The 19,081-nt window shown below is 39.9% G+C and carries 18 protein-coding genes; all 18 read left to right on the top strand.

Annotated features, from left to right (window positions below; translation table 11 throughout):
- The first annotated feature begins 75 nt into the window (after positions 1–75).
- The 18 genes from KSU66_RS13735 (at position 76) to gnd (ending at position 19,033) form a co-directional block, all read left to right on the top strand.
- The gene (locus KSU66_RS13735; protein WP_269052029.1) at positions 76–1,281 is read left to right on the top strand and encodes a YbfB/YjiJ family MFS transporter; all 1,206 of its coding nucleotides are present in this window, start codon (positions 76–78) and stop codon (positions 1,279–1,281) included.
- Positions 1,282–1,588: 307 nt separating this feature from the next.
- A complete protein-coding gene (locus KSU66_RS13730) occupies positions 1,589–2,545 on the top strand; it encodes a sugar kinase (RefSeq protein WP_269052028.1) in 957 nt (318 codons plus the stop codon).
- A gap of 10 nt (positions 2,546–2,555) precedes the next feature.
- Complete coding sequence (locus KSU66_RS13725) at positions 2,556–3,575, top strand: zinc-binding alcohol dehydrogenase family protein (protein ID WP_269052027.1); 1,020 nt, start codon at positions 2,556–2,558, stop codon at positions 3,573–3,575.
- Between the two features lie 14 nt (positions 3,576–3,589).
- A complete protein-coding gene (locus tag KSU66_RS13720; protein WP_269052026.1) occupies positions 3,590–4,210 on the top strand; it encodes a bifunctional 2-keto-4-hydroxyglutarate aldolase/2-keto-3-deoxy-6-phosphogluconate aldolase in 621 nt (206 codons plus the stop codon).
- A 13-nt stretch (positions 4,211–4,223) separates the two neighbouring features.
- A complete protein-coding gene (gene uxuA, locus KSU66_RS13715) occupies positions 4,224–5,291 on the top strand; it encodes a mannonate dehydratase (protein ID WP_269052025.1) in 1,068 nt (355 codons plus the stop codon).
- A 5-nt stretch (positions 5,292–5,296) separates the two neighbouring features.
- Positions 5,297–6,133 carry an SDR family oxidoreductase gene (locus KSU66_RS13710; RefSeq protein WP_269052024.1) on the top strand — a complete coding sequence of 279 codons (837 nt, stop codon included), beginning with the start codon at positions 5,297–5,299 and terminating at the stop codon, positions 6,131–6,133.
- Positions 6,134–6,228: 95 nt separating this feature from the next.
- Positions 6,229–7,242, top strand: a complete 1,014-nt coding sequence (locus tag KSU66_RS13705) for a LacI family DNA-binding transcriptional regulator (protein WP_269052023.1) — start codon at positions 6,229–6,231, stop codon at positions 7,240–7,242.
- A 24-nt stretch (positions 7,243–7,266) separates the two neighbouring features.
- The gene (locus KSU66_RS13700) at positions 7,267–8,619 is read left to right on the top strand and encodes a gluconate:H+ symporter (RefSeq protein ID WP_269052022.1); all 1,353 of its coding nucleotides are present in this window, start codon (positions 7,267–7,269) and stop codon (positions 8,617–8,619) included.
- A 205-nt stretch (positions 8,620–8,824) separates the two neighbouring features.
- Positions 8,825–9,337 carry a GNAT family N-acetyltransferase gene (locus tag KSU66_RS13695; RefSeq protein WP_269052021.1) on the top strand — a complete coding sequence of 171 codons (513 nt, stop codon included), beginning with the start codon at positions 8,825–8,827 and terminating at the stop codon, positions 9,335–9,337.
- Positions 9,338–10,324 (top strand): alpha/beta fold hydrolase, encoded by a 987-nt coding sequence (locus KSU66_RS13690; RefSeq protein ID WP_269052020.1) that lies wholly within the window; start codon positions 9,338–9,340, stop codon positions 10,322–10,324.
- 109 nt (positions 10,325–10,433) lie between these two features.
- Positions 10,434–11,084, top strand: coding sequence for an SIMPL domain-containing protein (locus KSU66_RS13685; RefSeq protein WP_269052019.1), 651 nt, complete (start codon positions 10,434–10,436; stop codon positions 11,082–11,084).
- A 251-nt stretch (positions 11,085–11,335) separates the two neighbouring features.
- Entirely contained in the window at positions 11,336–12,331 is a 996-nt protein-coding gene (locus KSU66_RS13680) for an ABC transporter substrate-binding protein (protein WP_269052018.1), read from the top strand.
- A 17-nt stretch (positions 12,332–12,348) separates the two neighbouring features.
- Positions 12,349–13,392, top strand: a complete 1,044-nt coding sequence (locus KSU66_RS13675; RefSeq protein ID WP_269052017.1) for an ABC transporter permease — start codon at positions 12,349–12,351, stop codon at positions 13,390–13,392.
- Positions 13,376–14,173 carry an ABC transporter ATP-binding protein gene (locus tag KSU66_RS13670; RefSeq protein ID WP_269052016.1) on the top strand — a complete coding sequence of 266 codons (798 nt, stop codon included), beginning with the start codon at positions 13,376–13,378 and terminating at the stop codon, positions 14,171–14,173. Before KSU66_RS13675 ends, KSU66_RS13670 begins: the two co-directional genes overlap by 17 nt.
- A 107-nt stretch (positions 14,174–14,280) precedes the next feature.
- Entirely contained in the window at positions 14,281–15,003 is a 723-nt protein-coding gene (locus KSU66_RS13665; RefSeq protein ID WP_269052015.1) for a DUF2161 domain-containing phosphodiesterase, read from the top strand.
- Between the two features lie 115 nt (positions 15,004–15,118).
- A complete protein-coding gene (locus KSU66_RS13660; protein WP_269052014.1) occupies positions 15,119–15,838 on the top strand; it encodes a GntR family transcriptional regulator in 720 nt (239 codons plus the stop codon).
- Between the two features lie 5 nt (positions 15,839–15,843).
- Positions 15,844–17,394: a gluconokinase gene (gene gntK / locus KSU66_RS13655; protein ID WP_269052013.1), complete on the top strand. Its 1,551-nt coding sequence runs from the start codon at positions 15,844–15,846 to the stop codon at positions 17,392–17,394.
- A gap of 235 nt (positions 17,395–17,629) precedes the next feature.
- A complete protein-coding gene (gene gnd / locus KSU66_RS13650) occupies positions 17,630–19,033 on the top strand; it encodes a decarboxylating NADP(+)-dependent phosphogluconate dehydrogenase (protein WP_269052012.1) in 1,404 nt (467 codons plus the stop codon).
- The last annotated feature ends 48 nt before the right edge of the window (positions 19,034–19,081 follow it).

Here is a 19,081-nt window from a genome sequence, read left to right as displayed (position 1 = left end):
GCTACTTCATGTGGTAAAATAGCCATAGAATAATAAGCAGTATTTATCACGAAGTTGTCTGGGGGGGATGGGCGGATGAATCAGGAACAACCTATTTGGAAGTATGCGTTAGCAAGCATGTTGGTGACGATCAGTTCGCTTGGTTTTGGAAGGATGTCATATGGGATATTAATGCCCTTTATGAAAGAGAGCTTGTCCCTGACATATGGACAGGCGGGAATGCTGGCAACGACAAATTCGATTGGCTATTTGGGAATGGTTCTTTTTGCGGGTATACTTGCTGTAAAATGGGGGGCTAAAAAATTAGTTGTTTCTGGTACGTTTCTTGTCGCTTTTGGTTTAATGTATTTGGCAACAGTTCAAAGTTTCACTGCTTGTCTTGTAGCGATGATTGTTCTTGGAATTGGAACTGCTTTCACTTATACGCCGCTTATTAATATTGTAGTTGGCTGGTTCCCGGAGAAACGGGGAATGATGATAGGTTTTCTCGTTAGTGGACTTGGTTTAGGAACACTTATTTCCAGTCTGCTCATTCCATTTTTCACAACGACCTTTTCGATTGAAGGATGGCGCTATCTTTGGTTTCTTTATGGGCTATTATCACTTTTGTGTGCACTTTCCGCACTTTTAATTTTACGGGATCCACCCGTACCTTTATTGAATAAGGAACAAAAGAAACAGTCGTTATGGAAGGAAGTATATCTTCATAAAGGAATTGTTCTTGTCGCTGTTATTTATGGGCTCATTGGTTTTGCTTACTTAATTCCACAAAGTTTTTTGTTTAGTTTTATTTTGGAGTCGGGAATTGAAAGTTATACTGCGGGTCAAATTATGGCTTTCGGTGGGCTAATGTCCATTTTCAGCGGTCCACTATGGGGGGCGATTTCTGATAAAATCGGGCGAAGGAAGTCATTGATTATTACACTTACTTTAGGCGCCTCTTCCATGCTTCTTCCAGTTTTCTTCCCTGTATTCATCGGATTTGTAATTAGTCAGTTTGTTTGGGGAATCACAGTTGTTGGGATGCTTTCGCTTATTCAAGCGTTGTCAACGGAACAGATTCATCCTTCCTATGCTTCGGTTGCAGTGGGGTATGTCACTGTCTATTTCGCATCGGGGCAGCTACTTGGTCCGGGACTTGGCGGCTGGATGATTGATCATGTCGGTGGAATCTCTTCTTCTTTGATTCTTTGCTGTGGATTGCTCGTGCTAGCGTTTATCTTGTCTTTAAGACTTAAGAAAAAGGTAGTGAAAGAAGTGAGTCAAGTACCGGTGTATTAATGTTAACTATAGCTGAATAAAGTTGCAATCTTCGGCAGATTGAACTTACATTAAAAGATCAACTTTATAAAACTGTGGACGTTTGGATGAGGGAAAACACCTAATTATAGGTGTTTTTTCTTTTTGTATTCAATCGAAATGAGCAAAGGGAATGTGAAAAGAATAGAGTGTTTAGATTAAATAATATAACGCTTGATTGTGTAAGCCTTTTCATTGTATACTTTACTAAACCGATTTACTAAACCGATTTATTAAAGGTTTTATACAAGTAAATCATAGGCTTATGTTATTAAAGAGGAGGAATTATGTGACTTCAAATTTTAGTGTTCTAACACTTGGTGACGGTTTGATTACAATGAATCCAGCAGAGACTGGCCCTTTACGGTTCGTCACAAATTTCGCCCGTAAAGTGGGCGGTGCGGAGTTAAACTTTGCAATTGGATGTGCACGTCTTGGCCTTAAGTCAAAATGGGTGAGCCGTTTAGGAAAAGACGAGTTTGGGCGTGTCATTTATAATTTCGCGCGTGGCGAAGGAATCGATGTGTCGGATGTCAAGCTTATGGAAGGTTATCCTACTTCGTTGAACTTTAAAGAAATACAAGAGGATGGTTCAGGAAAGACATTTTATTATCGCCATCAGTCGCCCATACTTACGATGAAACCAGAAGATATTACAAAAGAAATGTTTGAAGGAATCGATGTGATCCATCTATCAGGTGTGTACTTATCCATTGACTCCGAAAATTTAAAAATCGTAATGCAAGTGCTTGAAATGGCCAAACAAAAAGGAATACCAGTGTCATTCGATCCGAATCTTCGTTTGAAAATGTGGAGTATTGAAGAAGCGAGAGAAACGTTCATGAAAGTATTCCCATACGTCGATATTCTACTAACAGGGCTTGATGAAATCGAACTAATTCTTGGAGAATCTTCAGACGAAGCACTTATAGACTGTGCCAATCGTTTTCAAATTAACCAATTTGTTATAAAAGACGGAGCAAACGGTTCAAGAATTTTTACAGAGGGTATATGGTATGAAAAAGAAGCATTTAAAGTCACACCTGTAGACACGGTTGGCGCAGGTGATGGGTTCGATGCAGGTTATATATATGCTTATTTGAATGGATATTCTCCGGAAGAACGCTTGGAATTGGCCAATGGGGTCGGAGCACTTGTGACGACAGTATCCGGAGATAATGAAGGGCTTCCTTATTTGGAAGAATTGCTACCTTTCATCCGAAAAGAAAATATTATTGAAAGGTAAGGTGGATCATATGAAAGCTGTACAAGTACGAAAAGCGCATGACCTTGTCATCAATGAAGTGGAACAACCACAAATCGTTTCTGCAACGGATGTACTAGTGAAAACAAAGCGTGTTGGTATATGTGGATCGGATATGCATATTTATCACGGAACGAACCCGCTTGCGACATTGCCGCGTGTAGTGGGGCATGAAGTGACAGGTGAAGTGGTGGAAACTGGATCAGGTGTTACATCACTTAAAGTTGGAGACCATGTCGTTGTAGAACCAATTAGTTATTGCCGCGAATGTTATGCATGTCGAAAAGGACGTCCGAACGTATGTGAAAAGCTATCCGTATTCGGTGTGCATGAAGACGGTGGGATGAGAGAATTTTTTGTGCTTCCTGAAAATCAGCTTCATGCAGTTGATTCAGCGCTTGATTGGAACGAAGCTGTCATGGCGGAGCCTTACACAATCGGAGCACAGGCAACTTGGAGAGGTCAGGTAGGGCAAGGCGATACCGTCCTTATTCAAGGTGCAGGCCCAATCGGTATATGTATTTTGAAATTTGCCAAATTACTTGGTGCGTCTGTTATGATGACCGATTTGAGCGCAGAACGTCTAGCATTCGCACGGGAAAATGGTGCAGATGTAACCGTTCAAGTCAATAAAGAAAATGTCAAAGAACGCGTGGCAGAGTGGACGGAAGGCGAAGGCGTAAACGTCGTTATCGATGCCGTTTGTTTACCGATGACATTCGAATTGGGCATTGAAGTTGTTTCACCTGCAGGAACGGTCGTCGTGCTTGGTTTCGATGAAAGACCCGCACAAATCCCACAGTTATTAATAACAAAAAAAGAAATAACAATCGTTGGGTCAAGGCTACAAACGAACCAATTTCCAAAAGTTGTTGACTTATTAAATTCAGGGAAAATTAAACATGACGGGTTAATTACACACACATTTGCACTTAAAGATGTGCAAGAAGCGTTTACGTTTGTTGAAAATAACCCAGATAAAGTTCGAAAAGCAGTTATCGTATTTGACTAAAGGAGGCTACAACCATGTCCAAGTTTGAGACTCATGCACAAATAGCAGCGTCTAAAGTTGTTGCGGTTATTCGTGGAAGTAATGCAGAAGAAGCTATTCAGTTGTCAAAAGCAGCGGCCGAAGGTGGTATTCGAGCGATTGAACTTACGTATACAACCCCACAAGTTCAACAGGTGTTCGAAGGATTACAACATGTAGATCTTCTTTTAGGAGCGGGAACAGTTCTGGACCCAGAAACGGCACGTCACGCAATTTTGGCCGGGGCGAAGTTCGTTGTAAGTCCTCAGTTCAATAAAGAAGTAGCAGTCATTTGTAACCGCTACGGCATTCCCTATTTCCCGGGTTGCATGACGATTCGTGAAATGGTGGAAGCGCTTGAATTGGGTTGCGACGTATTAAAACTATTCCCAGCGAACGGCTTCGATCCATCATTTATTAAGTCGGTGAATGGCCCGTTACCGCAAGTGAAAATTATGCCAACGGGCGGCATCAATCTGGATAATATGAATGATTGGCTCGATGCCGGTGCGGTCGCCGTCGGAATTGGCAGTGATTTAAACAAAGCATACAAATCAGGCGGTTACGACGCTGTAGTGGAACTTAGTAAACAATATATCAACAAAATTAAAAAATAAAAGGAGTGGCATCATGAATATTACATTTCGTTGGTATGGAAGAGATAATGACACAGTCACACTTGAACAAATCAAACAGATTCCAGGAACAAAGGGAATCGTTTGGGCATTGCACCAAATCCCTGCCGGAGAAGTTTGGGAAAAAGAAGATATCAAAGACGAGGTCGAATATATTCGTTCATTTGGCTTCCATACAGACGTTGTCGAAAGTGTAAACGTACACGAATCGATTAAATTAGGAAACGAAGACCGCTATAAATACATCGAAAATTATAAAGAGACAATCCGTAATCTTTCTGAGTTCGGCGTAAAAGTAATTTGCTATAATTTCATGCCTATTTTCGACTGGACTCGTACCGAAATGTTCCACCCGTTGGAAGATGGATCGACAGCATTATTTTATGAAAAAGCAAAAGTAGATGGTCTGGATCCGAAAGAATTAGTCCGTACGGTAAGTGAAGCGTCAGATTTAACACTTCCTGGATGGGAACCGGAGAAAATGGACAAGATTACGGAACTTTTTGATGCGTATAAAGAAGTGGATGAAGCGCAACTATGGGCAAATCTGGAGATTTTCTTGAAAGAAATTTTACCTGTTGCGGAAGCATGCGGCATTAAAATGGCCATTCACCCGGATGATCCGCCTTGGTCTATTTTCGGGCTTCCACGCATTATAACTAGTGAGGAAAGTTACGAGAAACTAATCGCTATTTCTGATTCGGAATCGAATGGCTTTACGATGTGTACGGGATCCATGGGGGCAAGTCCATCGAATGATATGGTTCAAATCGCGAAAAAATACGCTTCACGCGCACCATTTTCACATATTCGTAACGTGAAAATCTATGATAACGGGGATTTTGTTGAAACGTCTCATTATACACAAGACGGTTCGATTGACGTGAAAGGTGTCGTAGAAGAGCTAAACAAACAAAACTACGATGGATATGTAAGACCAGACCATGGTCGTCATCTGTGGGGAGAAGTTTGTCGCCCGGGATACGGTCTGTATGACCGTGCGCTAGGCATTATGTATCTGCTCGGTCTATGGGATGCGTATGAGGCTAAAAAAGAAGGATGAGTATAATGATTCCAATTCATGAAAACTTAAAAGACCGTGTCGCCGTCATAACAGGAGGAAGCGGTGTCCTTTGCTCAGAAATGGCGCGTGAACTAGCGCGCCAAGGTGTTAAAGTGGCGATTTTGAATCGGAATGCCGAAAAAGGTCAAGGAATCGTTGACAGCATTCGAGAAGCTGGCGGCACAGCTATTGCAGTAGTAGCAGATGTGCTAGATAGAGCCTCATTAGAGCAGGCAAGGGCGGAGATTGTTGAACAATTCGGCCGTGTGGACATGCTCATAAACGGGGCGGGTGGCAATCATCCGGATGCAGTAACCGATCCGGAAGTTTACGATGAAAGTGGGGAAGGTCAATCTTTCTTCGATTTGGATGAAAGTGGTTTCTCTAATGTGTTTTCTACAAATTTCACTGGTACTTTTTTAGCGACACAAGTATTCGGAAAAGAATTATTGAAATCGGAAGCACCTTCAATACTCAATCTTTCATCAATGAGTTCGTACACTCCGTTGACGAAAGTACCAGCTTACAGCGCAGCAAAAGCATCCATTAATAATTTTACGATGTGGCTCGCTGTCCACTTTGCTGAAACAGGGCTACGAGTAAATGCGATTGCACCCGGTTTTTTCCTAACAACACAAAATCGTAACTTACTACTTGACGAGGCCGGTAACTATACCCCACGTTCCAATAAAATCATTACAGCGACACCGATGAAACGATTCGGAAAACCTGAAGAATTGCTCGGTGCGATGCTGTTTCTTGTCGATGAATCCTGTTCCGGTTTTGTGACAGGAACGACAATTCAAGTAGATGGAGGCTTTATGGCCTACTCCGGCGTATAATCATCTTGCATATGACTGTTTCATAAGCCCTTGTCGGATGATGAAGCAGTCTTGTATGCTTGATGGAATGAAGTTAAAAAATGGAGTTGGATCATTTGAAGAGAATTACAATAGCTGATGTAGCAGCGCAAGCGAATGTATCTAAAAGTACGGTTTCTCAGTTTTTAAATAAACGCTATGAATACATGAGTGAAAGTACACGTGAGCGTATTAAGTTGGCGATTGAAGAACTGGATTACCGTCCGAACACAGTAGCTCGAAGTTTAACGCAGAAATCTACATTTACAGTCGGAGTCATTGTCGCTAATATTCTGCACTCATTTTCTACCCATATCATCCGGGCAATTGAAAATAAGTTTTATGAAACAGGTTTTCATATTATTGTTTGCAATGCGGATGATGAACCAGAAAAGGAAAAAGAATATATTGAAATGCTTTTGGCAAAACAAGTGGATGGAATTATTATATTTCCAACAGGCGGAAACGTCGATTTATACAAAAAAATGAAACAGTCTCGTTTTCCACTCGTTTTTATGGACAGGACACTCGCTGATCTTGGGATTGATACCGTTCTTTTAGATAACGATAAAGCGGCAGAATTGGCGGTGACCAAATTCGTTGAAAACGGTTACAATCGTATCGCTATTGTCACAACATCAATCATTAGAAATATTAGTCCCCGAATTGAACGAATTCAAGGTTATAAAAATACGCTTAAGAAACATCGATTGACTGTAAACTTGGATTACGTGAAAACAGCTAATGCAGACGCAATCCCTTCAGCTCTTGAAGAATTATTTAAGCTTGAGGAACGACCCGATGCGATTTTGGCGGGAAACGATATCGTGCTTATGGAAATATTAAAATATATAAAAAAATATGATCTAAAAATACCAGAAGATGTTGCAGTTATTGGTATAGACGATGTTCCATTTGCAAGTTTTTACACACCTTCTATTACAACGATTTCTCAACCGATGATTGAAATGGCCAATTTGGCTGTTAAATTACTCATGAAGCAAATCAATAAAAAAGAACGAAACGTACCAGAGATTTATCGGTTACAACCAAAGTTAATTGAAAGAGAATCTACCAATCCATTACAATAATGTAGTTAACAGGGAGAGAAAGTTATGCCATTACTAATTGTTGCTTTAGGAATTATAGTTTTACTCATAATGATTATGAAGTTTAATATAAATACATTTATTTCGTTAGTTGTTGTTTCATTCCTAATAGCTCTAGCTTTGGGTATGCCGATAAATGAAATTGTTAAATCAGTTGAAAGTGGTATGGGTGGAACGTTGGGTAGTATTGCATTGGTCTTTGGACTAGGAGCAATCCTTGGTAAACTAATCGCCGATTCAGGCGGTGCTCAACGTATTGCAATGACATTAATAGAAAAATTTGGAATGAAGTATATTCAATGGGCTGTTGTTACTGCTTCATTCATTCTTGGTATTGCACTGTTTTTTGAAGTAGGTCTTGTACTACTTATTCCGATTGTTTATCAAATTTCAAAACAAATCAAAGTGCCATTTTTATATTTAGGTCTTCCGATGTCGGCGGCATTATCCGCAACACATGCATTTTTACCGCCACATCCAGGTCCAACGGTTATTGCAAATGAATTTGGAGCAAACGTTGGATTAGTCTTGCTTTACGGTTTTATAATTGCGATTCCTATCGTCATTATTGCGGGTCCTATATTTACAGTTTTCGCTAAGAAGTTTGTACCTAAAGCATTTGATAAAGATAGCACAAGTGGTAGTATTGCTTCGATTGGTGAAACAAAACAATTTAAATTAGAAGATACACCGAGTTTTGGAATTAGTGCATTCACGGCGTTATTCCCAGTTATTTTAATGGCTTTTTCAACAATTATTAAGTTGTTGCAAGGTAGCGATGGACCGGGTAATGTATTTTTTGATTTAGTTACAATGATTGGATCTCCAACGACAGTTATGTTACTTTCTGTATTGCTTGCGATCTATACGATGGGTGTCAAGCAAAATATTCCTATGAAACAACTTATGGAATCTGCAGAAACTGCTATTAAAGCAATCGGTATGATGTTATTAATTCTTGGTGCGGGTGGAGCACTTAAACAAGTTCTAATCAATGGCGGCGTTGGTGATTATGTTGCTGTCCTTTTTGAAGGAAGTACAATATCACCGCTAATCCTAGCTTGGCTTATTGCTGCCGTTATAAGAGTCGCACAAGGGTCGGCAACGGTTGCTGCACTCACAACAGCCGGATTGGTCATCCCAATGATGGCAGGTACAGATGTGAACTTTGAATTGATGGTATTAGCAACTGGTGCGGGTAGTATCATTGCCTCACACGTTAACGATACGGGTTTCTGGATTGTTAAAGAATCATTTGGTTTAACGATGAAAGAGACATTCGCAACATGGACAGTATTAGAAACGGTTATTTCCGTGTTTGGTCTAGGGTTTGTTTTACTTCTAAGCATGTTTGTATAAGATCGTATTTGTTCCTTTCTCCATAAAACATGAAAAAAGCATGATTCCAAGTGGATCATGCTTTTTTTGTGTCCCTACCATAGTTCAATATATATTGAACTATGGTGGGGAAGGAAAATCACCCGTTTTTTTAGTATTCCGGATAAATCTAGAGTAGTTATAATACTGTGATAACATACATATAAGCATAAAAGGGGGAATTGAATTGTTAATTCGAAGAGCGGATATAGAGGATGCCCTGGGAATTGCGAAGGTGCATGTAGACAGTTGGAGGACGACATACAAAGGGATTGTTCCAGAAACCTTTTTGGAAAGTCTTTCCTACGACGAGAAGGAGCAGATGTGGAAAAAAGGCACGACTGTGAATTATGTACACATAGCAGAAAATGAGAATGGGCAAGTCATTGGATTCTCCGCGGGAGGAAAAGAACGTACAGGAAAATATGAAATGTATACGGGAGAATTATATGCGATATATCTTTTGGAAGGGTATCAGGGAAAGGGGATTGGTCGATTACTCGTCCAGCCCGTCGTTGATGATTTAAAGTACAAGAAATTAGATTCGATGCTCATTTGGGCTTTGGAAGATAATCCAGCTTGCCGTTTTTATGAGGCATTGGGAGGCAAGAAGATCGATACTGAAGAAATAGAAATTGCGGGCAAGAAATTGAAAGAAATTGCATATGGCTGGGATGATATTTCGGATTGGACTGAATAAATGCAGAAGTTTAAACGAATAGCTAAAATCTCTTTTTTGTCCATGCTTGTCCTTTTGGGAAACATTGTTGCAGGATCTTGGATATATCATTCAATTGCCATGAAAAAAGAACTTGCCTTAACGCCACCGCCTGGAAAGATGGTCGATGTGGACGGTCATGCTATGCATGTTTATTCGGAAGGCGATGGGGCGCAGACAATCGTGTTCCTTTCGGGTGCTGGAACGAGTGCTCCTATGTTGGATTTTAAGCCGCTTTGGTCGGAATTATCACGGAAGTATACGATTGCAGTCGTAGAAAAAGCCGGATACGGTTGGAGTGAAGTTGCGGAAGTTTCAAGGGATATTGACGTTATGCTAGAAGAAAGCCGAACTGCACTTCAACTTGCGGATATAGGCCCCCCTTACGTATTGACTGCACACTCGATGTCAGGTCTGGAAGCCATTCGGTGGGCACAAAAATATCCCGAAGAGGTAGAAGCGATTATAGGTTTAGATCCCGCCATTCCAAGTGTCTACGAAGTGTTGCCAATTCCTTCACCATTATCAATGATTGCAGCCACAGCTTTCGCCCGGACCGGGTTAATTCGGTTGATTCCACCGATTGTTAATAGTTCTGCGGCTATAGAATCGGGATACTTGTCGGAAGAGGATATGGTTACGTATCGGTCACTATTTTACAGAAGAACACTTACTGCAAACATGCGAGAAGAAGTGAAACAGGTTCAAGCGAACGCCAAGAAAGTCGATAAATCCAAGGTTCCTGTGGAAGTCCCAATGTATTTTTTTATCTCAGATGGAAATGGTATTGACATAATTAATTGGCGAGAAATGCTCGCAGAATATGTCGACCAACTTGAGCATGGTCAATACGTAAACTTGGATGTCGGACATTATGTTCATGCTTGGAAACCTGAGTTTATTGGGAAAGAGATTGATGAACTTTTTATGCATTTTTTGAAGGTAGAAGGAGTAGGAGATGTTAATTAGAGAAAAGACTAAGTGAAGAATAATGATAAAGTTTCGACACAGTTATTTTTCCCAGGCCATATGAATAGTGTCTATTGATCATAGTGAACATCGGGAAAGGCGGAGGCAAATGTATTACCCTTATGTGCAAAAAGTAATCCGTCAGCAACGCCGGGTTATGACTGTTACAGGAGTAGGTCACCTCTTTATTGAACCGGATATTGTCCAAATCCAGTTGGAGGTAAGCACCGAAAATAAACAACTTATCCAAGCTCAACGGGAAAATGCTAGTATTATGAATCAGGTTGTGGAGTCGTTGGTGGAATTGGGGATTCGTAGTGAAAATATACAAACGGCTTCTTACAATATATTTCCGCAGTATGACTATATTGAAGGCGAACAAGTATTTAGGGGATATGAGGTTTCAAATGGAATCACTGTTAGGATTACAAACATTGAACAAGCTGGAAATGTGATAGACATAGCTGTTCAAAATGGTGTGAATAGGGTATCGAATATTCAGTTCACGGTTGAAAACGAACCATTGGAATATCAAAAAGCATTGAATTTAGCGCTAAAGAACGCATTGGCTAATGCACAAGCGATGGCTGAGACCATGAATCTTCAGCTCGATCCTACTCCTATTAAAATCGTTGAAGAAGTTACGGAGCAGCCCATTACGCAGCGAATGTTTGCCTCGGCTGAAGCGCATACTTCCACACCAATCAAACAAGGACAGATTATCGTTAATGCAGCAGTAAAAGTCCAATTTCAATACTAATATTGTATTGGGTACTGTAAAAAATATATTCTCCCGTAAAAATACCTACAGACTTTGCGCCTATAAAAGTCTGTTTTTCTACATAGATTTAGTCACTATTCATTCAAAAAAGACAATGAAAACGTTTTAGTTGTCGAAATATTGATAATGTTATTGACTAAACATTTCCGGCGGGGTACGATTACGTTTAATTATTGCTTATAGATTGTTTAGAAGATTGGGCAATAGTAGATTCGAAGGGGGCAATTGTGATGAAGAGTTGGACAAGGATTATGCTTATTGTTTTTAGTTCTGTGCTGCTTCTTGCGGCATGTGGAACAAAGGATGAAACACCAAAAACAAATGCATCCGGTGAAAAAGATGATGCAAAGAAATATAAAATAGGAGTCACTCAAATTGTAGAACACCCATCGTTAAATGCAGCTTATGATGGCTTTAAAAAAGCAATAGAAGACGCCGGACTTGACGTGGAATACGATGTACAAATCGCTCAAGGCGATAACAGCAACAACACAACAATCGCGGAAAACCTAGTTAGCTCGAATGTTGACCTAATATTCGCGAATTCAACCGGAAGTGCTCAGGCAGCACTTAGTAAAACAACTGAAATTCCAATTATTTTCACTTCAGTAACAGATGCGGTGGGAGCAGAATTGGTTGAATCAATGGAAAGTCCGGGCGGGAACGTCACGGGAACAATTGACAATCATCCGGAAGCGATTCCGAATACAATGAAGTTTCTTAAAGAAGAATTAGGTGCAAAAAATGTTGGAATGGTATTTAACTCTGGAGAGCAAAACTCTCGTGCGCAAGTAGATGCAGTGAAAGAAATGCTAGCGGAAATGGATATGACGGTTGTTGAAGCGTCTGTTTCAACGTCTGCAGAAGTAAAACAAGCGACAGAGTCCTTACTTGGACAAGTAGACGCTTTGTATATCATTACAGATAACACAGTTGTTAATGCACTGGAATCTGTCATTGATGTAGCGAATGCGAATAAAATACCAATGATGGTCGGTGAATTTGATTCTGTAAAACGCGGCGGTCTAGCGGCATACGGATTTGAATACTTTGATATCGGTTATGAAGCCGGCGAAATGGCTGCAAAAGTTCTCAAAGGAGAAAGTAAGCCTGCTGATCTACCCGTTCAAGTTCCACAAAACTTGAAATTTGTAATGAATAAAGATACGGCAGATACAATTGAATTAGAAATTAAAGATGAGTGGAACGCTGAATTCAGCGAATAATTAGGAGATGAATCTTTATGTTTTCAGCTGTTTTTGGTTCTGTTGAACAAGGAATCATCTATGCAATTATGGCACTCGGAGTGTACCTTTCATTCCGAGTGTTAGACTTTCCAGATTTAACGGTAGATGGAAGTTTTGTATCAGGAGCCGCTGTTGCCGCAACGATGATTACTTTTGGGTATCATCCCGCGATAGCTACTGCTGTTGCGTTAGTTGTTGGTTTCATGGCTGGTTGTATAACAGGACTTTTACATACAAAAGGAAAAATTAATGCGCTTCTTTCCGGAATATTAATGATGATTGCGTTGTACTCTATCAATTTGCGAATTATGGGACTGACCGTAGAAAATTCGGTAGGTCGCCCCAACATTCCATTATTAAATGCGGATACGTTATTTAGTCGTTTTAGTGAGTTTTGGAGTTCACTTGGTATTGATGAAGTAATTAACGGTTTTTTCACTTCACTTGGTGTTGAATATATTCCTTCCACTTGGGGAACTTTATTCATCATGTTAATTATTGTAGTGCTCATTAAATTTGTAGTGGATTGGTTATTACAAACTGAGATAGGACTCGCAATACGCGCAACAGGGGACAATAAAAAAATGATTCGAAGCTTATCGGCGAATACAGATACGCTTGTTATCGTTGGACTTGGATTTTCGAATGCACTCGTCGCATTTTCCGGTGCACTTATTGCCCAGTATTCAAAGTTTGCAGATGCAAGTATGGGAATTGGAATGATCATTATTGGTTTAGCTTCAGTTATTATCGGGGAGGCAATCTTTGGTACAAGAACAATTATGCGCATAACATTGGCAGTCATCGCAGGTTCTATTATTTATAGAATCGTTCTAGGTCTTGCACTACGAGTGAAAATCCTTGATACGGGAGACATGAAGCTAATTACCGCAGTAATTGTCATCTGTGCACTTATATTGCCGCAAGTCATTGAAAAAAGACGTGAAAAAAAGAGGAAAGAAAAACGCTATGCGGAACGTTTAGCTGACACAAATTTAGCGTTGAAGAAGGAGGGGGAGGCCGTTGTTAAAACTCGATAACATTAATAAGATTTTTAATGAGGCTACACCCGACGAAAAAATTGCACTTGATCAAATCAACCTCGTGTTAAAACCTGGGGATTTTGTAACTGTAATTGGAAGCAACGGGGCCGGAAAATCCACGATGATGAATATGATTTCCGGCGCGCTAACTCCCGATTTTGGTGTTATTGAAATTGCTAGTAAGGACGTTACAAAGCTGCCTGAATACAAGCGCTCTCAGATGATTGGAAGGGTGTTTCAAGACCCAATGGCAGGGACGGCTCCTTCCATGACAATCGAAGAGAATTTGGCAATGGCATTTTCACGAAATAAAACACGTAAATTCAGGAGAGGTGTTGATAAAAAGCGACGTGAATTATTTCGTACATCGCTTGAAACACTGCATATTAATCTTGAAAATCGACTAAATGCTAAAGTGGGAATGCTTTCAGGTGGCGAGCGACAAGCTCTTTCATTATTGATGGCTACATTTACGCAACCGTCGATTTTACTTCTAGATGAACATACAGCTGCTCTCGATCCATCACGGGCAGAGTTGATCACGAATTTAACGAAAGAACTTGTTGAAAAGGATAAGTTGACGACGCTCATGGTCACTCATAATATGCAACAGGCCCTCGATTTAGGGAATCGGCTTATTATGATGGACAAAGGACAAATTATTTTAGAAGTTGAAGCGGAAGAAAAGAAAGAATTGACAATCGCCAAACTGATGGATGAATTCCAACGCATTCGCGGAGAAATGTTAACGAATGACGCGGCCCTTTTGAGCGTATAACGATTCATAACACCAATCGAATAGATTATACTAAACAAAGCGAGCAAACTTTTATAGTTTAATCGCTTTGTTTTTTTGATATGAATACCTAGTGAATGGGGATTGAAATGAAAGTTAAACGTTATGAAACCGATTTATATAAACCGATTAAAGATTATTTTACTGAACAAGGATTTGATGTCTATGGTGAAGTTGACCAATGTGATGTCGTAGCGGTAAAGGAAAAGGAACTTGTCATTGTTGAGTTGAAATTGAACTTGAATATTGACTTGTTAATGCAAGCGGCAATAAGGCAACGACTAACGAACCTTGTTTATATTGCTATTCCAAAGCCCGCGTATAGTTTCCGCTCCAAGAAGTGGAAAGATCTTTGTTACTTGATAAAAAGATTGGAATTGGGCTTGATTATTGTAGTATTTAAAAAAGGGGATGAATTGGCGGAATTAATGTTTGAACCGGGCTCTTTTGATCGGGTGAAAAGCATGGGACTTAGTAAGAAAAAAAGAAATCGCCTACTGTCTGAAATTGAGGGTAGAAGCGGTGATTTTAACATTGGGGGAAGTCACCAAACCCGAATTATGTCCGCCTATAAAGAAAACTGCATTCATATTGCTTGCTGCCTTGTGCGTTTCGGAACCTTGTCACCTAAAGCATTACGCCAAATGGGGACGGGCGATAAAACCTTATCCATTCTCAATAAAAACTACTACGATTGGTTTGATCGGGTCGAAAGAGGTATTTATTCAATTAGTGAAGAAGGAAAAAATGACTTGAAAGAACATCCTAACCTCGTTGAATACTATAATGAAAAAATAGGAAATAGTATGTAGATATTTTCAATCAGTACCGAATCTTAATCCTTTCTAAAAGCGTTTACATTATGATATATTTAACTCAACATACTTGTATACAAGTATGTTGAGTGTGAGAGAAGGAAGTGAAGGTATGATTAAGTCAAACGAATTTTTATATCCTTCGAAATGGATTGCGAATCCCTCCACGGGTCTTCTTTTGGCATGCGAACTTAGAATGCGTATTATTTCCGGGATGATAAAAAAGGGTACCGTCTTATCCGAAAACAAACTAGCCACGGAATTTGAAGTAAGTCGTTCGCCTATTCGTGAAGCACTTAAAATATTAGCAACCGAAAACATTATTCGATTGGAAAGAATGGGTGCGGTTGTAGTAGGTTTAACCGAACAAGACATTAAAGAATTTTACGATGTACGTTTACTTATCGAAACGTTTGTTTACGAACGAATTGTAAAAATAGATACGAGTGAACTAGTAAGGGAACTCAGTAAAATCCTTGAAATGATGGAAGTTGCGATTAAATACAAAGATGTAGATGAGTTTTCTTATCAAGATGTACTATTTCACGAAACGATTATTCGTTCGATTAATCATTCATATATCCTTTTGATTTGGAACAATATGAAACCAGTTATGGAAAGTCTTATTCTTCTGTCGATGAGAATGCATGTAGAGGAAAAGTATGATGATTTTTCACGTATTTTAAAAAATCATGAGATCTATATCGAAGCGATAAAGACAAAAGACCGGGCGATTATGATTCAAGCGTTACATCAAAATTTCGATAATGTCCAAGGTAAAGTAGAAGACCTTTGGGAGTCGCAACAAATGCTTACTAAAGGAAAGGAGTGAGAAAAATGACGAATTATATGCTAGGTGTAGATATCGGTACAACGAGTACAAAAGCTGTTTTATTTACTGAAAAAGGTACGATTATTCAACAAGAAAATATTGGGTATCCTCTTTACACACCGGATATATCGACAGCTGAACAGAATCCAGAAGAAATCTATCAGGCTGTAGTACAAGCCATTTCTACTATTATGAAACAATCTCAAATTTCACGCGAGAAATTATTGTTTATATCATTTAGCAGTGCAATGCATAGCGTTATTGCCATGGATGAAAATGACCAGCCGTTAACGCAATGTATTACTTGGGCCGATAATCGAAGTGAAGCGTGGTCACGTAAAATCAAAAATGAACTAAATGGTCATGAAGTATACAAACGAACTGGAACACCAATTCATCCAATGTCACCATTAAGTAAAATTGCGTGGATTGTAAATGACCGACCTGAAATAGCTACGAAAGCTAAAAAGTATATTGGGATTAAAGAATACATATTTAAAAAAATGTTTGATCAGTATGTTGTTGATCATTCTTTGGCCTCAGCAATGGGGATGATGAATCTTAAGAAACTTGACTGGGACGAGGAAGCATTAAACATTGCAGGTGTCACTCGCCAGCAGTTGTCTGAACTAGTACCGACAACTAAGATTTTCAAAAACTGTGATTTGCGGATAGCGAGAAAATTGGGTATCGATCCACAAACTTCATTTGTCATAGGGGCAAGTGATGGCGTGCTTTCTAATATCGGTGTGAATGCGATTGGAAAAGGTGAGGTGGCTGTAACAATCGGGACTAGTGGTGCCATTCGAACGGTTATTGATCAGCCGAAAACAGACGAAAAAGGACGGATTTTTTGCTACGCGTTAACCGAGAATCATTGGGTGATTGGTGGACCCGTTAACAATGGTGGAATGGTACTTCGCTGGATTCGAGATGAATTCGCATCATCGGAAGTTGAAACGGCGAAAAGGCTAGGTATTGATCCGTATGAAGTGTTAACAAAAATAGCTGAACGTGTAAGACCAGGATCCGATGGGTTGTTATTCCACCCTTATCTTGCGGGTGAACGTGCCCCGTTATGGAATCCAGATGTACGTGGCTCATTTTTTGGACTAACAATGTCGCATAAGAAAGAACATATGATTCGCGCGGCTCTTGAAGGTGTAATTTATAATTTATATACCGTGTTTTTGGCATTGCTTGAAGTGATGGATGAACCAGTTACTCGAATTCAAGCTACGGGCGGATTCGCAAGATCGGATGTTTGGCGCCAAATGATGGCTGATATATTTGATTTGGAAGTGATTGTCCCCGAAAGTTATGAAAGTTCATGTCTTGGTGCATGTATCTTGGGGCTCTACGCTACAGGGGAAATTGGATCATTTGATGTTGTTTCAGAAATGATTGGAAGTACATATAAGCACAAACCTATCGAATCCGATGTAGATGAATACCAAAAACTATTACCGATATTCATTAATGTATCAAGAGTATTAGGAAGCGAATATGAAAACATCGCCAAATATCAAAGAGGGTTAACCAAATCGGATAATTAAAGATTCTAACCTGAAAAAGTCCAATGATGATAGCTTTACCGAGCCGTTGATTTCCGTTCCGAGCGGACGCTTTCCGCGGGCAAGGACCGAGCCGCTTCCTTCGCTTACGCTCCGTCCAGGGTCCCGGATCTCTTGCTTTCCCGCTGGAGTCGCCGCTCGGAACGGAAATCAACTAGGTGTAGCATTCTCTAGTTCAACATATATAAATTAGTTATATAAAAGGAGTGAAAGATAGATGAGTAATACAATTGGGGTTATTGGTCTAGGGGTTATGGGTAGTAGTATCGCGCTAAACATGGCTAGTAAAGGTGAGCAAGTCGCTATATACAATTATACGCGAGATTTAACAGACCAACTTGTGAAAAATCATGAGGACGAACAAATTCGTCCGTATTACGATGTCGAAAGTTTTGTGCAGTCATTACAGTCGCCTAGAAAAATCTTTCTTATGGTTACAGCTGGTGCGGTGGTAGACACGGTTATTTCTTCATTAGTCCCTTATCTTGAGTTAGGTGACATTATTATGGACGGCGGCAATTCAAATTATGAAGACACCGCACGTAGATATGATGAATTAAAGTCCAAAGGAATCGATTATTTAGGAATTGGCGTTTCTGGTGGAGAAGAAGGCGCGTTAAAAGGTCCCTCCCTTATGCCAGGTGGAGAAAAAGAAGTGTATGAAAAGGTGGCACCTATCTTAACTAAAATTGCAGCCCAAGTAGAAGGGGACCCTTGTTGTGTCTACATCGGTCCGAAGGGTGCAGGCCATTTTGTTAAAATGGTACACAATGGAATTGAGTACGCGGATATGCAACTTATAGCTGAGGCGTATACATTTTTGAGGAGAAAACTACATATTCCACTACATGAAATTGCCGACATCTTCGAAGAGTGGAATCAAGGCGAACTCAAGAGTTATTTAATCGAAATTACCGCCGATATATTAAGAAAAAAAGACGAAAAGACGGGTTTGCCACTTGTCGATCTAATACTCGACAAAACGGGTCAGAATGGCACGGGTAAATGGACAAGCATACAAGCAATTGATAATGGAATTCCGGTATCCATTATTACGGAATCACTATTTGCGCGTTATCTTTCACATGCGAAGGAAGAGCGGATTTATGCAGGGACCGTTTTAGCAGGACCAGAAATTGCAGAAAATGATTTAGAGAAAAAAGTATGGATTGAGCATGTAAGACAAGCATTATATATGGGGAAGATTTGTGCGTATGCGCAAGGATTTACTCAATATAAAATGACTTCAGAATTGAATGACTGGAACTTGCCATTAAAAGATATCTCGCTCATTTTCCGCGGGGGTTGTATTATACGAGCGGAGTTTTTAAATACGATTAGTAAAGCTTATGCAGCACAAGCGACTACAGCTAATTTACTAGTTGCACCGTATTTTGTCGGAAAAACGAAGGACTATCAAGTAGGGTTACGAAAAGTTATAGCCGAAAGTGTGATGTCTGGTATGTCATTCCCAGCGTTAAGTGCTTCTTTGACTTATTATGATAGTTATCGTACGGGCCAATCAAGCGCAAATTTACTACAAGCCCAACGCGATTACTTTGGTGCCCATACGTATGAGCGCACAGATGTAAAAGGATCTTTTCATACAGATTGGAAATAATATAGTGTAAAAAGACCTTTTGTAAGGTGAATTCAACTTACAAAAGGT

The sequence above is a fragment of the Sporosarcina sp. G11-34 genome, assembly GCF_026931025.1.
The sequence above is the reverse complement of the archived record's forward strand: the minus strand, read 5'-3'. Positions and strand labels throughout refer to the sequence as shown.

Excerpts from the sequence above, each read along its gene's own strand:
- gntK (WP_269052013.1), top strand. The coding sequence starts at position 15,844 with ATGACGAATTATATGCTAGGTGTAGATATCGGTACAACGAGTACAAAA.
- KSU66_RS13725 (WP_269052027.1), top strand. The coding sequence starts at position 2,556 with ATGAAAGCTGTACAAGTACGAAAAGCGCATGACCTTGTCATCAATGAA.
- KSU66_RS13710 (WP_269052024.1), top strand. The coding sequence starts at position 5,297 with ATGATTCCAATTCATGAAAACTTAAAAGACCGTGTCGCCGTCATAACA.
- KSU66_RS13685 (WP_269052019.1), top strand. The coding sequence starts at position 10,434 with ATGTATTACCCTTATGTGCAAAAAGTAATCCGTCAGCAACGCCGGGTT.
- KSU66_RS13680 (WP_269052018.1), top strand. The coding sequence starts at position 11,336 with ATGAAGAGTTGGACAAGGATTATGCTTATTGTTTTTAGTTCTGTGCTG.
- KSU66_RS13690 (WP_269052020.1), top strand. The coding sequence starts at position 9,338 with ATGCAGAAGTTTAAACGAATAGCTAAAATCTCTTTTTTGTCCATGCTT.
- KSU66_RS13735 (WP_269052029.1), top strand. The coding sequence starts at position 76 with ATGAATCAGGAACAACCTATTTGGAAGTATGCGTTAGCAAGCATGTTG.
- gnd (WP_269052012.1), top strand. The coding sequence starts at position 17,630 with ATGAGTAATACAATTGGGGTTATTGGTCTAGGGGTTATGGGTAGTAGT.
- KSU66_RS13700 (WP_269052022.1), top strand. The coding sequence starts at position 7,267 with ATGCCATTACTAATTGTTGCTTTAGGAATTATAGTTTTACTCATAATG.
- KSU66_RS13720 (WP_269052026.1), top strand. The coding sequence starts at position 3,590 with ATGTCCAAGTTTGAGACTCATGCACAAATAGCAGCGTCTAAAGTTGTT.
- KSU66_RS13660 (WP_269052014.1), top strand. The coding sequence starts at position 15,119 with ATGATTAAGTCAAACGAATTTTTATATCCTTCGAAATGGATTGCGAAT.
- KSU66_RS13665 (WP_269052015.1), top strand. The coding sequence starts at position 14,281 with ATGAAAGTTAAACGTTATGAAACCGATTTATATAAACCGATTAAAGAT.
- uxuA (WP_269052025.1), top strand. The coding sequence starts at position 4,224 with ATGAATATTACATTTCGTTGGTATGGAAGAGATAATGACACAGTCACA.
- KSU66_RS13675 (WP_269052017.1), top strand. The coding sequence starts at position 12,349 with ATGTTTTCAGCTGTTTTTGGTTCTGTTGAACAAGGAATCATCTATGCA.